The organism is Lacticaseibacillus styriensis (assembly GCF_030770295.1).
In the GTDB taxonomy this organism is placed as follows: domain Bacteria; phylum Bacillota; class Bacilli; order Lactobacillales; family Lactobacillaceae; genus Lacticaseibacillus; species Lacticaseibacillus casei.
Map to the genome: position 1 here is coordinate 1091453 of NZ_CP132483.1, position 15489 is coordinate 1106941.

12 protein-coding genes are annotated in these 15489 nt (G+C 43.5%); 11 read left to right on the forward strand and 1 reads right to left on the reverse strand.

Annotated features, from left to right (window positions below):
- Positions 1 to 264: 264 nt before the first annotated feature.
- The 8 genes from secA2 to LACSTY_RS05265 are packed head-to-tail and all read left to right on the forward strand — an operon-like array spanning position 265 to position 10188.
- A complete protein-coding gene (gene secA2, locus LACSTY_RS05230) occupies positions 265 to 2613 on the forward strand; it encodes an accessory Sec system translocase SecA2 (RefSeq protein ID WP_087911936.1) in 2349 nt (782 codons plus the stop codon).
- 52 nt (positions 2614 to 2665) lie between these two features.
- Positions 2666 to 3904, forward strand: coding sequence for a preprotein translocase subunit SecY (locus LACSTY_RS05235; protein WP_087911937.1), 1239 nt, complete (start codon positions 2666 to 2668; stop codon positions 3902 to 3904).
- Positions 3905 to 3915: 11 nt separating this feature from the next.
- The gene (gene asp1 / locus LACSTY_RS05240; RefSeq protein ID WP_087911938.1) at positions 3916 to 4356 is read left to right on the forward strand and encodes an accessory Sec system glycosyltransferase Asp1; all 441 of its coding nucleotides are present in this window, start codon (positions 3916 to 3918) and stop codon (positions 4354 to 4356) included.
- Between the two features lie 51 nt (positions 4357 to 4407).
- The gene (asp1, locus tag LACSTY_RS05245) at positions 4408 to 5505 is read left to right on the forward strand and encodes an accessory Sec system glycosyltransferase Asp1 (protein ID WP_161492238.1); all 1098 of its coding nucleotides are present in this window, start codon (positions 4408 to 4410) and stop codon (positions 5503 to 5505) included.
- Complete coding sequence (gene asp2, locus LACSTY_RS05250; protein WP_225362721.1) at positions 5495 to 7060, forward strand: accessory Sec system protein Asp2; 1566 nt, start codon at positions 5495 to 5497, stop codon at positions 7058 to 7060. Before asp1 (LACSTY_RS05245) ends, asp2 begins: the two co-directional genes overlap by 11 nt.
- A 21-nt stretch (positions 7061 to 7081) precedes the next feature.
- Positions 7082 to 7843 carry an accessory Sec system protein Asp3 gene (gene asp3, locus LACSTY_RS05255; RefSeq protein WP_087911941.1) on the forward strand — a complete coding sequence of 254 codons (762 nt, stop codon included), beginning with the start codon at positions 7082 to 7084 and terminating at the stop codon, positions 7841 to 7843.
- Between the two features lie 58 nt (positions 7844 to 7901).
- On the forward strand, positions 7902 to 9350 hold the full coding sequence (locus LACSTY_RS05260; RefSeq protein ID WP_087911942.1) for a glycosyltransferase: 1449 nt from the start codon (positions 7902 to 7904) through the stop codon (positions 9348 to 9350).
- Positions 9340 to 10188 (forward strand): hypothetical protein, encoded by an 849-nt coding sequence (locus LACSTY_RS05265; RefSeq protein WP_087911943.1) that lies wholly within the window; start codon positions 9340 to 9342, stop codon positions 10186 to 10188. The genes LACSTY_RS05260 and LACSTY_RS05265 overlap by 11 nt, the downstream gene beginning before the upstream one ends.
- A gap of 110 nt (positions 10189 to 10298) precedes the next feature.
- Here LACSTY_RS05265 and glf read toward each other — a convergent pair whose 3' ends face one another.
- Positions 10299 to 11414, reverse strand: a complete 1116-nt coding sequence (gene glf / locus LACSTY_RS05270) for a UDP-galactopyranose mutase (RefSeq protein WP_087911944.1) — start codon at positions 11412 to 11414, stop codon at positions 10299 to 10301.
- Positions 11415 to 11660: 246 nt separating this feature from the next.
- On the opposite strand from glf, the gene LACSTY_RS05275 reads away from it, so the two are divergent.
- Genes LACSTY_RS05275 through LACSTY_RS05285 form a run of 3 tightly spaced genes read left to right on the forward strand, consistent with a single transcriptional unit; the run spans position 11661 to position 15479 of the window.
- Complete coding sequence (locus LACSTY_RS05275) at positions 11661 to 13481, forward strand: aminotransferase class I/II-fold pyridoxal phosphate-dependent enzyme (RefSeq protein ID WP_161492239.1); 1821 nt, start codon at positions 11661 to 11663, stop codon at positions 13479 to 13481.
- Positions 13462 to 14424, forward strand: a complete 963-nt coding sequence (locus LACSTY_RS05280) for an ornithine cyclodeaminase (protein WP_087911946.1) — start codon at positions 13462 to 13464, stop codon at positions 14422 to 14424. The genes LACSTY_RS05275 and LACSTY_RS05280 overlap by 20 nt, the downstream gene beginning before the upstream one ends.
- Positions 14424 to 15479 (forward strand): DUF1015 family protein, encoded by a 1056-nt coding sequence (locus LACSTY_RS05285; protein WP_161492240.1) that lies wholly within the window; start codon positions 14424 to 14426, stop codon positions 15477 to 15479. The genes LACSTY_RS05280 and LACSTY_RS05285 overlap by 1 nt, the downstream gene beginning before the upstream one ends.
- The last annotated feature ends 10 nt before the right edge of the window (positions 15480 to 15489 follow it).

Below are 15489 nucleotides of genomic sequence, written 5' to 3' on the forward strand. Positions count from 1 at the left end.
TAAGGTTAAAAAATCTGAATGAGCGAGTAAACAAGACCGAATAAGACCATAACAGCCAAAAGCAACGCAACTGTCACTTGGACAATCGTACTGGCTTTTACATGGTCTTTTGAAGGCTTGGTAATTTCTTCGTTTTCCTTCTTAACTCGTTGGGCAATGTCTTTGTCAATTAAATTTCCTTTTTTACTTGTCATAATAGTTTGAGTATAGAGACAAGAAAAATTAAAAGCAATACTGAACAAGTTTATGTTAGGAGATCCGTTAATGAATTTCTGGGGATCAGATTATCGGTATCGGAAACGAGCAAAAAAAATCATTGACTTGCAGGCCAAGTATCAAGCCATGGGTGACGAAGAGCTTCGTCATCAAACCGTTTTATTTCGTGAACAACTAAAGAATGGACACGCTTTACGGTCATTATTGACCGAGGCCTTTGCTGTCGTCTGTGAAGCGGATTTTCGCGTTTTACATATGCGGCCCTTTCCGGTTCAAATACTCGGTGCTGTTGCTATGGAATACAATAATATCGTCGAGATGAAAACAGGTGAAGGGAAAACCCTGACAGCTACCATGCCGATGTATTTACATGGCTTGACAGGGGCGGGTAATTTTTTGATCACCGCTAACGGTTATCTGGCTAATCGAGATGCAGAACAGATGGGCAAAGTGTATCGGTGGTTAGGTTTGTCGGTTGCTTCAGGTGTTGCCCAACCAGGACACGAAGGCGAAAAACGCGATCGTGAGAAGATATACGGCGCTGACATTGTCTATACCACTAATTCCGCACTTGGCTTCGACTATTTGTTTGATAATCTCGCGGCTAATCCCAAAGAGCAATACATTAGGCATATGAGTTACGCCTTAATTGACGAGGCCGATGCAATTTTACTTGATAGTGCACAAACGCCTTTGATTATCGCCGGCATTCCCAGAGTGCACTCGAATTACTATTTAGCAGCTGATCGCATGATTAATATGCTTGTAGAAAAAGCGGATTATAAGATCAGTGATGATCACAAATCTGTCTGGTTTACGCCAGAAGGTATTGCGCGAATGCAACATTATTTTGGGGTTGACGATCTTTTAGGCAAAACGTGGTATGAACTATACCGCCATTTGGTTTTGGCACTTAAGGCACACTTTCTATACAAGCCGGATCGTGATTATGTTGTCGATCATAACGAAGTGGTTTTGGTTGATCGCGATAATGGCCGTGAGTTAATCGGGATGAAGATGCAGAGCGGGCAACATCAGGCAATCGAAGCAAAAGAGCATGTTAAAGTAACCGATGAAATGAGAACAATGGCATCGGTTACATACCAGAATTTATTCCGGATGTTTGAACAACTAGCGGGCATGACAGGGACAGCCGCAACGGATGCTGGCGAGTTTATGGAAGTTTATCGGTTGGCGGTTTATCGGGTGCCAACAAATGAGCCGATGATCCGCCATGATTTACCTGATGAACTTTATATTAGTCAAGAAGCAAAACTGTTGGCATCGTTAAAAACGGTTCGTGAGGCTTATAAAGACAAACGGCCAATCCTTATTGAAACAGGTTCTTTGTCATTATCTAACCTGTATTCACGTTTATTACTGCGTGAAGGAATTCCACACAGTTTATTAAATGCGCGCAGTGCGTCTAAAGAAGCCAAGATTGTTGCCGAAGCAGGACAACTTGGTGCTGTAACGGTTGCAACATCCATGGCTGGGCGTGGCACCGATATTAAACTAGGCAAAGGGGTCAAAGAAAAAGGCGGCCTGCTTGTTTTGGGAACCGAACGAATGGCAAATCGTCGGGTTGATAATCAATTGCGTGGCCGCGCGGGACGACAAGGAGAGCCAGGCAGCAGTATTTTTTATACCTCGCTGGAAGACCGGATCGTCATTCAGAATGCGCCAAAGTGGGTGCGTAAATACACCTATCACCATGCTCATGATCAAGCGCAACAGCTTAGTCGGCATGGGCGGTTTCGCAAAGTCATTGATCATGCCCAGGATCGCGTCAGCAATAATGGACGCAGCGCCCGTTTTTCGACGTTACAGTATGGTGAGGTTTTTCGGGCACAACGAGACAGTGTTTATGCAACCCGAGACCAGATTATGGTGGCAACTTCGCTTGATCGGGTTATTCACGGTGTCTTCAAACGCGTTGCGGACGATTTTGCTCATGAACACCGCGATGGCGATATTTCAGAATTTTTGGACTTTGTTTATTCAAACATCGACCGGGATTTTTTGCCAAAAACGCTTGATGAACATGCTACAGAGTGGCAGGATCCCACATACATGTTGTCGTTGATGACCCGCCAGCTTGAAAAAAAGCATGAGTCGTTAACCGATCCTATGCAATGGCTTTATTTTCAAAGGATTACGCTTTTAAAAACAATTGATATGTCCTGGATTGACCAAGTTGATAATCTGGAAGCTTTACAGGCGGTTACGATGAATCGGACAACCAACGGGCGCGATCCGCTATTTGAATATCAAAAGGAAACGCGGCGTACTTTTAACGAAATGAAGAAGCATATGAACGTTAGAATTACGCGAAATTTGCTTTGTTCTGATTTGGTCTTCAATAAAGACGGCACGATTCAGGTTCAATTTCCTTGAGTTTGAAAATGTTAACCGATGGTGCTACAGAGCGATTTAAAGGGTGAAATATATGAGAGAGCATCAGGACGTTGCTAAACGGGTCCTGTTTACACTGCTAGTACTTTTTGTATATGCATTGGGGCAACAAGTTGTGCTGCCCGGATTTGACGTTGCAATGGCCAGAAAAATGATGGGCCATAATGCATTGCTGCAAATGTTTGGCCTGACGACAGGCGGACAAATGAATATGCCGACATTGTTGTCGCTGGGTCTGGGACCTTATATGACTGCCATGATTGTGTGGCAGGCGATTGCGTCATTGGATATTCGTTCAGTTAACAATTTGTCAGTTCAGCAAGTCGGTTTTATACAGCGTCTGTTGACATTCATTTTAGCTGTCCTCCAAGGCATTGTGATGGTTTATTATTTGCGCGACGCGATTGCACCATTGTATTTAATCAGTGACAACCTTAACTTGGGTGTTGCAGCGGCGGTTTTATATATGGTTGCCGGTGCCATGTTTGCATTGTTTATCGGGCTCGAAAATGCGAATCATGGCTTCGGAGGATCTGTGGCACTGATTATCCCGGGGATCATTACCAGCTTGCCGCATTCTTTTTTATATGGCTATGGCACGACGCGTTTGAAGCTTAACCCTACCAATGTAACAGTCGGAATTGTTGTTACCGGTTTAGTCTTTATTTCCGGGTTGCTTGTCTATCGGGCGGAACAGCGTATCCCTATACAACGACCATCCTTAGAGAGCACCTTCAGTGAGTCATATTTGCCATTGCCCTTTTTAGCAGCGGGCGCAATGCCGTTTATGTTTTCCAACATGTTATTTGTCTTACCAAAGCAGGTTGTCGAAGCACTCGGCTACCAATATACCCATGTTGGTCAATTTGTTATCACACAGATCAATTACAATCATTGGCCTGGTATTCTTGCTTATGCATTTATTGTCTTGTTTCTTGGTTTTGCCTTTGGTCTGATTAATCTTAGCCCGACAAAAATGGCGCGCCAACTAAAGGAACGCGGGGATTACGTTTATCACACGACGCCGGGTGATGCCACCGAAGCCCTCATCATGGGACACTTTTTTAGGTTAAGCATGATTGGTGATTTTTATTTATTGTTAATTGGCGTTGTTCCATTGGCAATAGGCATGTATTTACCCTCTGCCTCGAACTATGCCATGTATTTAGGTGGCGTGTTTATTATGGTGACAATTACCGACACAGTCACGCAACAATTTATTGCGTTATGGAATAAGAATCGTTATAGCTTGTTTGATGAGCCAATTGAGTGAGGGAGTGGATCATGTTAACACTGATGCCGACTTTTACGAGTGGTACCGATCATCCGGAAATAGATCCTGTCATTGAATTGGCTACCATGTTCAAGGAAAATAAGGTACCGTTTTCGATGTTGTTTACAAATCAAATGCCAGACTTACGCAGATTGTTATATCAAGTCGGGTTAGAAACCTTTTCGTGGACCAATGTATATGATGACATTCAGGGCATTCATATGAAATCGGGGATGCCATTCACGATTGAGGATCTTGTCTTGCCCAAAGAGGCGATTCCTTATTTTCTAGGGCGGGATGTCTTTTATTTTCAGGGATCAAAAAAAGTTATGCAGGCACACTTTCACAAGGAAGGCTTTGTTTACTGGGTTGAACGTAGATTGCCTTCTGGTGAAGTCGTCAAGGAACAGTATGATGATCGTGGTTTTGTGACAACCAGGACGGTGACCTAAACAGATGGTCATTGGAAAACATTCTGGTTAGATGACAAAGGCTATGTGGTCTTGACGCAAACGTCACAGAAGATAACGGTTGCTGACAGTCAGAAGGGTCGGTTTGCAGCTGCCAGTTACCAGTCGATGCAAGAAATCGTCTATGAATTTTTAATGAAGCAGAGCATGCAACTTCAACAATCACCGCCAATTGTCACTGATCTGGAAACAGACACACTTGAATTACGCAGTGGACAACCTTTTCTGAAACAGATGATCTTTCTGGTTAATCAAAAACATGAGTTAACTGCAAAGGATTTGATTCAAATCAATGATGAGGATGTTTTCGTTTTTCCAACCTCGGCGGATGAACAACTTTTCGTTCGGCAGGCCGAAGCTAAGGGAAATAAGGCAAAGGCAGATCAAGTCGCAAAATACGTGATCCCCCAATATGCAACAACATTAAATCTGGGATTAAGCAATGAGACTGCATTAGACTCAATTTATTGGCGACTTGGCAATATTCAGGATGATGAGGCACGACGGTTACTGATCCAACTAATTAAAGTATTGCAACATGAAGATGATCAGGCACTGATTGTCGAAGGCAGTGAGGGGCAAGTGAAGACAATGTCAGATCATCTTCAAGCTTTCATTAAATCAACTTTTGATGTTGATTTGACCGGCGAGCAATATCAGGAAGTTGCCCAATTTGTAGCCGATCAACGCAGTGGCAAGCCGATCGCCGGACTTGACAAACGTGGGAAAAAGCTTCGAGAATTGCCGAACTGGCAGGCGTTAAGTGCCGCAGAATTCGTTGCCAGTCGCATTCATCTTCAGGTTGCTAAACGTGACGTACAGGAAGCGTTGATGCATCAGGCTCGGGTATATGTCGATACTGCAACCATACCTGACTTGCGGATGATGATCGAAGCGATCAGCAATGGTGTGCCGCTCGTTGTCAGGCAGTCAAGCACGCTTATTCGTGAGCATCAAAACGGCATTGTGGTTTCCGATCTGACCGCGATTCCCGAAGCATGCCGTTTCTTTTTAAAAACGTTAAGCAACTGGAATCAGTCACTGGTGGTGAATGCCGAATTGATCGAGAAGTTCTCAGCTGACCACTTGATTAAAAAGTGGCAAGAGGTAATAACATTTGGTGAAAGCTAAAAAGCGCAATACGAAGAAAGTTATTCAGGTTGGAGAAAACGCGTTACCGCTGGAAACGTTATTAGTGGACGAGTTTGAATATATTTGGGTCAGTGACGCTGACACACCTCCGGTTAAGGAGCAAGCGCTGTTTAAATTAAACCGCTTAAATCCATACTATCAGGATGCCTTGTTTCTGATTGACAAGACAACGCCATGGTGCGATCAGCCAGAAGTTTTAACCGCGTTACCGGCCAACCAGATTTTATATGATCAGGCGGTTAAGATGCCGCCCGATTGCCAGGAAATCATGCAGCTAAAAGGTGCTCATCAGCTTGACTTTGGCGATGTCAATGTATTAGCGACGACCATCAATAAGTACTTTTTTGGCAATCAGGCGGGGTATCGTATGCCGCCAAGCTGGTTTACAATTGCGCCCGGTTTTGAAGGGGGCATTCGCCAGCAAGGCCAGTCTTATCATGAATTCAAGGTTGATCTTGATCATCAGTGGCGTTTGATGGCTTATCCCAACGTTGCTCAGTGGGTACCGGCGCACATGTTAGATACGGTACTGGTCGAATTTGAACGCTTGGATCCAAGTGTTCATCTGAAGGCAGTTGTCACGCAATATGATCTTGAAACCAATGAATTTTTGCGATCCGAAGAAAAAGTCGACGATGAACTCAGGCAGGAGTTCAAAGTTGAGGGTGGCGAAAAGGGTTGCAACATGCAACTAACTGTTTTTGCCAGTGGATCAGGCACCTTTCATATTGGTCAATTTCATGTTCGGCGATCACGCGGTCCTTACGGCGAATTTTTGCTAAATGATCGGCGCTTAATCGAACCCGCCGGCATGAATACGGAACTAGCAATTTATTTTGATGCCGGCGATTTAAAGCCGCCGCTCAATGTTTATTTTTCGGGATACCGTTCTGCAGAAGGTTTCGAAGGAAATTATATGATGCGGATGTTTCACGGGCCATTCTTATTGATCGCCGATTCTCGCTTGGAAGGCGGCGCTTTTTACCTCGGGAGTGAAGCATTACAGCAACAAGTTATGGCAGCTATCCGGGGAACGTTGAAACGGTTGCATTTTAAACCGAATGAGCTTATTCTTTCCGGTTTGTCTATGGGCACGTTTGGGGCGCTTTATTACGGTGCAAGGCTCGCGCCATCTGCGATTGTTGTCGGCAAACCACTGGTCAACGTGGGAACCATTGCCAAAGGAACCCACCTGACGCGACCAGGCGACTTTGCAACGAGTCTTGACATGTTACTGTTTTATGAAGGTGATTTGTCGCGAGCCGAAAAATTAAATGAACGATTCTGGCGTGTCTTTAAAAAGGCGGATTTTAGTCATACGACATTTGCTTTTGCTTATATGATGAATGATGATTATGATCCGCATGCTTTTCAGCAGGTTCGACAGTATCTCAAAAAGGCTGAGCCGATGGCGCGAATCCTATCGAAAGGTTTGGTTGGACGCCATAATGATGATACAGATGGGATTGTTAACTGGTTTGTGATGCAATTTCGACATTTGCTTCACCAGCAGTATGGAAGAAACGTTGATTGAGTTTGTTAGCGAGGAGAATAAATGGCTAATTTGACAATGCTTCACTGGGAACGTACGCCTTCAGCGAGTTATACCTATGGGTCAAAAATCGAATATCACCAGGATGGGTCTGTCAGTTTTGCGAACACCCTTCAAGCTCCTGGGACAGCGATGCATTATTGGGAAAATCTACCTATGAAAGCCGACCGCAAGCCACATGTCCAGATTCCCTTGCTTAAGCGGGGGCAGAAGTATGCGTACCATGTTGAAGCAGCAGTCGTTCCAGAAAGGTCGGTAACTGTGAATATCCGCTTCATGGATGATGGCGACCATATCATTGCGCAGCATTATGGCCAACACTTAGATGGTGAGTTTACAATGCCGGAGGGTGCAAATAATTATCGGCTTGAGTTATTGAATATCAATAATGAAAAAATCCATTTCTTTTCGTGTTATCTGGCACCGACTGCTGTGATGCAATCGATAAAGATCACCGAGTCAGTGACTAACCGCTTACTTCACGTTCATGATGATACAAAATCTGCTGGCAAGGAAATGGTCGTCTTGCGGCAACGAGTACCAAATGAGACTTTTGAGCTTAGTGAAATGGCAGATCAGTATTATTTGCGAATCCCGGCTGAAAGGCTGAATGATGAAGAAGAAATCCGATCGATTGCTGAGCAGGCGTATAAAGCCTTACGCGATCGCCAGTCATTTGATGAATCATTCAATTGGCGCATGCCAGCCCATGAAGCGGTTTTGGCAAGAAGAATTTGCCAAAACGTCTTTCAAGGTGAAAAATAAAGGTATTAATTAAATAAAGCGTCATGGTGTTAAAAACCAAGGAAAGTGAGAACTCAGTATGAATTTTTTTGTCAATGCGGCTATGGGCATGGGGAACTCTGGTGTCGAACATGCCGAATTTTATCGGGCAAAGCGATTTGATCAGGTTGGCATACCTTACCGATTCGTCTTCTTAGATCTTATTCGTGAGCTACACCCTGCGATGGATCGCTGGCATTTGCGTGACGACCAGGTCATCAATCTTTGGGAGTATCTTGTTTTGGGCGATGATTACCTTAAAAATGGACTTGAAAAGCGAATGACGCCTCCAGAGGATAACCTGGTGATTGACGGTACAAATACGCACCGAAAGCGCGAATATATGACCGATTCAGGCATGATGGTGGTTGAACATTACGTTAAGTATCCAGATATCCACCATCTCGAAAATAAGGTTTTGATGGTTAGTACCGGTCGCGTTGAGTTGTTTGACGTTGCGAGTGGCAAACGGCGCGTCATGTACGAGATCATTGACGATGAAAATCGCGGAAGAATTATTGCCAACATCCACTTGTACGATCAAAGAGGGAAGCACTTATTTTTCCGCAATGCGCTTTTGCTTTATCGTTACTTCTTTGCGCAACTTGATGCGGCGTATGGTGCCCCCAGTCATTTCATTATTGATCGTGGCGAAAACACGGACCAAGCTTTAATGAACTATCGACTTCCTGAGTCAAAACTGATTTATATGATCCACGCCGATCAGTTATCCGACAGGGATGATCCGGAAAATCCTCTATGGAACAATCATTATGAATTTTTGTTTGATCACTTGTCAGCGTTTGATCGAGTTGTGGTTGCGACCGAGCTGCAACGCCAAGACATGTTGGTTGATTTTCCCAATGATGGCAAGCGGTTTGTAACCATTCCAGTTGGTGGCGTTTCTGACGAGCCTGCGAAAATAACGCCACGTGAGTTGAAAGAACCGATTCGATTGATGACAGCATCGCGATTGGCATCAGAAAAGCATATTGATCTGATCGTCCATGCTGTTGCGAAGTTACATAAACAAGGCCACGATATTCGCTTTGACATTTATGGTCAAGGCAGTGAAGATGTCAAAATTAAAAAGGCCATCGAAGAAGAAAACGCGCAGGATTATGTGGTTCTTAAGGGCTTATCCGATGATTTGGCGGATGTTTATCCGCAGTATGACGCGTTTATTTCTGCTTCATTTTCCGAAGGTTTTGGTCTGACCTATATCGAAGCTTTGAATGCTGGACTGCCAATTGTGACCTTTAAAGCACGGTTTGGGGCATTGGAGTTAGTCAAAGATGGCCAGAATGGCTTTTTACAGGATTTCAAGCGCGAAGATGACGAATTTGACATTGAGCAACTAACGCAAGGAATTGAGCGGCTCATGAAGTCAGACTACGCGCAACTTCAAAAGAACACACAGATTTCAGTTACGTCATTTCAGGATCACGTTATAGCGGGAAAATGGAGGAACTTAATCGATGCATTATGAGTTGTTGAACACAGTTGATTTGACATCCCCCATTTGGCCGGATATCAAAAAACGAATAGCGCGCGACCATGCCACACTCTTGACGCTAACGGCTGAACCGGACTACGGACAGGTTTTGGCAAAAGAGGGGCTAAAAGGCATTAACCTCGTTGACTTAGTGACAAAGCGTACCTATCACCCCAAAGAATACAGATTTTTCAACAAAGTTCGCGTACCTTATTCTGCTAAGGTTGATATGAACAAAAATGGCAGTATTTCGATTTTACACGAAGGCGATAGTATTGGCCGTGAATTTTTGTTTCCAAACTCACGGCGGGCGGCACAAGACATCCGCTACACTAATCCTGATGGTAGCTTGGATTACATTGAAGAATATGCAGCTGATGGTAGTGTCTTCAGTAATATCTTTTATTACAACAACGAGATTCAAGAAATTGTCTTCTACGACACGCAGCAACGTCCGGTGTTAAGATACTATTACTACGATAACGCAATCAACTACATTACCATTGAAGATCCGATCAGCCATGAAGTGAACACGCACTATGCTAACTTAGGGGAATTTATTCAAGACCAAATGGCTAAGAGAGTGCATACCAATGATACGGTTACTTTTAACTACATGGGCGTTGAGCTGGATTCACTGGTCAAGACCCGCTCGCACAATGTGTTACAGTTAGTCGAAAGTCCTTTTGATGATAACCATGTTTTGCGCGGTAACCTTGAGGCAATTCTGACGAACGATATCCCATATGTTCAGGAAGTACGGATGCCGCTGGCGGCTTTTCAAAAAATCGGCCAGGCTAATGTGCCTATGAATAAGATCAGAATTGGGTAATGTCGTTTAATGGACATTAATCAGTCAAGGAAAAAGGCGTTTGTATGCATTTTATTAATTGCGTACAGACGCCTTTTGTCATGGAATTACGTAGAGAGACGCAACAGCCCTCACTTAAAAAGAGGACTCTTAGTAACAAACTGCAGGGCGGCAGCGATAATTTGATCCATATTATAGTAGCGATAAAGACCAAGCCGTCCTCCAAAAGTGACGTTTGGGACTGATTGCTCGGCATATTGACGGTAACGGGTGAACAGGTGGTTATTAGTTGTATCGTTAACCGGGTAATAAGGTTCAACATCGCGATTCCAAGGTTGTGGATACTCATAGGTAATGACAGTTTGATCTGGATTACCATGACCAAATTCAAACCATTTATGCTCGATGATACGCGTATAGGGGACGGATGCATCTGTGTAGTTAATAACAGCGTTACCTTGGAAGTTTGGCACGTCAAGTAGCTTTGTATCAAAACGTAATGATCGATATTCTAATTCACCGAAACGGTAATCAAAGAACTTGTCAATCAAGCCGGTAAAAATGATGTGATCATAATGTTGCAGAAAGTCGTCTTTGGCCAAAAAGAAGTCCGTTTTAAGATGCGTTGTGACATGCGGAACATCCAGCATTTTTTCGACTATCTGGGTATAACCGCCAACAGGAATACCTTGGTAGCGGTCGTTGAAGTAATTGTTGTCGAAGGTCATACGAACAGGTAAGCGGCGGATAATAAAGGCGGGTAAGTCTTTCGGCGCGCGTCCCCACTGCTTGGTTGTGTATCCTTCAATCAGTTTGTGGTAGATATCCGTACCCACAAGTGAGATGGCTTGTTCTTCCAAATTTGAAGGTTTCTTTTCGTGTAAGCGGCTCCGCTGTGAATCAATTTTGGCTTCCGCAGCTTTAGGCGTGGTGATTCCCCACATTTGATAAAAAGTATTCATATTGAAGGGTAGGTTGTATAAAGTATTGCGGTAGTTAGCAATCACTTGGTTAGTGTACCGATTAAAGCGCGCAAATTGCCGCACGTAGTTCCACACTTTGGGATTTGATGTATGAAAAATGTGCGCACCATATTCGTGTACTTGAATACCGGCAATGTCACGAGTATAAACATTGCCGGCAACATGATCTCGTTTTTCGATAACTGTGATATGGTGCCCTTTTTTTGCAAGTTCATGGGCACAGACAGCGCCGAACAAGCCTGCACCAACAACCAAAATCTTCAAGAATTAAACCACCTTTGTGATCTTAATGCGTTTATTTTAACATATTAGCAAAAGCGTCAACTCTAAGCAGTTGTCTCAGTAAAAGCAAGGTGCGAGACCAGAATGATGTCATGGTTTGAAAAGTTGATGGAAGCAGCATGGGAGGACATATTCACATTTTGATTTCCGTTTATGAATTATGTAATTAATGTTATGCTTAACTGCGAAGACTTTTCTCAATAACATTTGGTTAGGATGAAGAATAAGATGCAAGCAGTAATACTGGCGGCAGGTAAGGGTAGTCGATTTAAACAGGCGACAGAGCATATGCCAAAATGTATGTTGTCATTCAACGGCGAGACGTTGATTGCGCGGATGCTCCGGCAACTGAATCGACTTAACCTCAAGCGCATCATTATTGTGGCTGGCTACAAGGAAGAGGTCCTAACAAGCTATTTAAAATCAGTTGAATCCCACGTGCCAGTGACAGTCATTACGAATGATGAGTTTGCAACGTCGAATAATATCGTGTCTGTGGCCAAGGCGAGCTCTTTTTTAGAAGAGGACGAAACGTTGTTGGTCGAATCCGATGTCATTATTCGGGATGACGTGATCGATATTATTCGCGATGCGCCAACAGATACCGCCTTCGTCAGCCCTTTGCGTAATTGGATGGACGGAACCGTTGTCACAGTTGATCAGGATTATCAGATTACGGCCTTTTTACCGCGTGAAAATCAGCGAGAAGCGCAGGCAAACGACTATTATAAAACCGTCAATATCTACAAGCTGAGTTCTCATTTTAATCAACATTATTTTTTGCCATATCTGCATCAGCAAATTAAGAGTTTTGGCGTTAATGACTATTATGAAACAGTGTTCGGCGCGTTAGTCACTTTAAATAAGGGGCTTTTACACGCGGTTGTGGTTGAGGCTAAGGACTGGGATGAAGTTGACACATCGGAAGAACTACAGCTTGCAGAAGTTCGATTAAATTCAGATCCAGCTGTAAAAATGAAATTACTGAGCCAGCAATATGGCGGTTACTGGCGATTTCCTGATCTCAAGGATTATGCCTACTTAGTAAACCCTTTCTTTCCGCCAGATGAACTTGTTCAGCAGTTTCAGGCTGAGTTACCACAATTATTAACGGCTTATCCTTCAGGAATGGCGGTCAATTCAGGATTAGCGGCTGATGCTTTTGATTTAATGCCCAAAAGAGTTGTAGTGGGTAATGGCGCTTCAGAGCTAATTAAAGCGGTTTTGCAAATGACACCAGGGAAGATTGGTACCATTCGGCCGACTTTTGAGGAATACCCCAATCGTTTACAAGCATCACGGATTGAAGCAATGATGACACAAAAAACTGGTTTTCATTATACAGCGGAAGACATTATCCATCATTTTGACAAGCATCCTGTCAAAGCCTTGATTCTCATCAACCCAGACAATCCGAGTGGTCATTACTTACGAAAGAAAGAAGTGCTTGTTATTTGCGAGTGGGCGCGAAAACGTGACATTCGGGTTATTGTTGATGAATCGTTTATCGATTTTTCGGATGTTGAGCACGAGCCATCTCTGCTGGATGAGCGTCTTTTGAGCCGATTTTCGAATTTAATTGTTATTAAGAGTATCTCGAAATCATATGGAGTTCCTGGTATTCGTTTAGGCGTGTTAGCAAGTGGCAATGAAGCGTTAATCGTCAAGATGAAGAAGCTATTACCCATTTGGAATATCAATGCTTTTGGGCAGTTCTTTCTCCAAAAAATAGGCAGTTATCAAGTAGCTTATAACGAGGGATTAGATACATTTTACAAGGTGCGCGAACGCTTTTTCAATGCGCTTAAAGCTATTCCGTACATGAGAGTTCTGCCATCACAGGCAAATTTCTTCATGATTCAACTCGTTGGTGTCGCAAGCGAGGATCTTAGCGCTTATCTTCTTGAGACGGCCAATGTTTTAATTAAGAATTTGCAGACAAAACCTGGCATTGAAGGCGAGTACGTGCGTATTGCAGTTAAGACGGAGACAGAAAATCAGGCACTTATTCAAGCATTGAGGGCATACGATGGAAACACAACTTTTTGATTTTAACCAACTGGCGCAACTGCACGTTTCTGAGAAAGAAAAAGTGAAATGGGTTGACGACGGACTGCGAATGCAATCCCATATTCAGATGCCAGCTAAAATAAGTTTAAAGCCAAGCCCTGAAGTCTTTTATAATTTTATGCCAGTTGTCATCCCTGAGCTGAATATTGCCGGTGTAAAGGTAATTAATCGCATCCCCGCTCGCCAACCAGCACTAACGGGTCATATCATGATCTATGATTTAAGCGATGGTCAATTAAAAGCCATTATGGACGGCGATTATATTACAACCGCTAGAACTGGTGCGGTTGCAGCTCACAGTATTCAACTATTAGCGAAATCGCATTATAAAAGTGTGGGTTTTATTGGATTGGGTAATCAGGCTAGGTCAACCGCAAAGTCATTATTGTCGATTCATGACGATCCTTTAAAGATTGTGTTACTGAAGTATAAGGATCAAGCGAGTGATTTCAAACGGTACGTACAGTCGCTAAAAGGCATTTCATTAGCTGATGTTCAGATCGCGACAACTCCTGAAGAGGTCTTCCGTCAATCGGATGTGGTGGTTTCTTCGGTTACTTATGCCGCAAAAAATATGTTAACCGATACCAGCGTGATGGAATCCGGAACCTTATTGGTGCCAATTCACACCCGGGGATTTATGAATCTCGATACAGTTGTTGATCGGATTTATTGCGATTCCGTAGACCAGATTCGCAATTTTAAATACTTTGACAAGTTTCGCGGGTTAGCACAGATGAACGATGTGGTGACGGGTCATGCGCCTGGTCGCCAGAATGATCAAGAGCGGTTCACAGTCTATAACATTGGCACGGCGCTACATGACTTGTTTTTTGCTGCTAAGTTTTACGAACTGGCGAATAAACAAGGAAAAGCTTCATTTGACTGGCAGGAGCCGCAAAAGAAAGTATGGTATCGGTAATGGTTAAATTAGCGTCACTCGAAAATAGCTATGTCAATTTATCTGGCAAGTTGTATGATTCTGAATTCATTAACCTTGCACAGATCGCCAATAACGAGATTCACTTTGATCAGCGGACACTTTTTTTAGATAAACGTGAAAAGCAGAAACTGAACCGGCAACCGTTGGCAGTCCATCATGGCGGCGTCTATATTTTAGAGCAGCAAGGAATCTTGGGACTTGTCTGTGATCTTCCAATTTGCGAGTATCAACAACAGCATGTCCGGAACCATGAACTCGTGCTGCCGGATACGATTCAAGGAATGCTTAGTAATTATCGTGGGTACAATGCAGAAGCCGCACCTGTCTTGTTGATGGCGAACAAAGATATGCATTTGGCAGCGTTTGTTGCGCATCATGTCCCGAATGCTACTTATCAGTTTAATGGGATTCGGCTATTTTACTATGGCGAAGCAGATGCAACGGCACTGCTTGATCGGTTCAATTCAATTGATCATCTTTATGTCGGTGATGGGCATCATCGGCTATATGCCACGTCATTAAGCGGTTTTAAGCAAAACGTCTTGGCATATGTTGTTGATTTTAACGATATTCGAATTGATCCCATTCACCGAGAATTGATCCGCATCAGCGACGATCGTTTTGCGGCAAGTTTACACTTCATCGAAAAGAAATTTCAGGTAACATTGCTCTCGGAAAGTAATCCTGAGCCTAAACCAGGAACCGTGATTATGTTTCGCGGGAAGCAAGCTTGGCGTATTCAGCTGATCGGGCTTGATGCAGATGGATTTTGGAACAACGATATTTATCGCCTGAATACACAACTCATCCAGCAAGCATTTCGAATCTTTGATGGACAACAACAAGTCCATTATCTAAGTGAAAAGGAGTTCCAACGCCATCGAAGAAATAAAAATGCTGTCTTTTTCAAAGTTCACGCGATGTCGAAAGCGGCCTTTTTGGAATCGGCAGCTGATAGTAATATTCTGCCACCGAAGTCAACTTGGATGTTTCCTAAGGCGCCTTCTATGTTGATTTTGAGTCGTTATCAATAGAGGAAGTCAT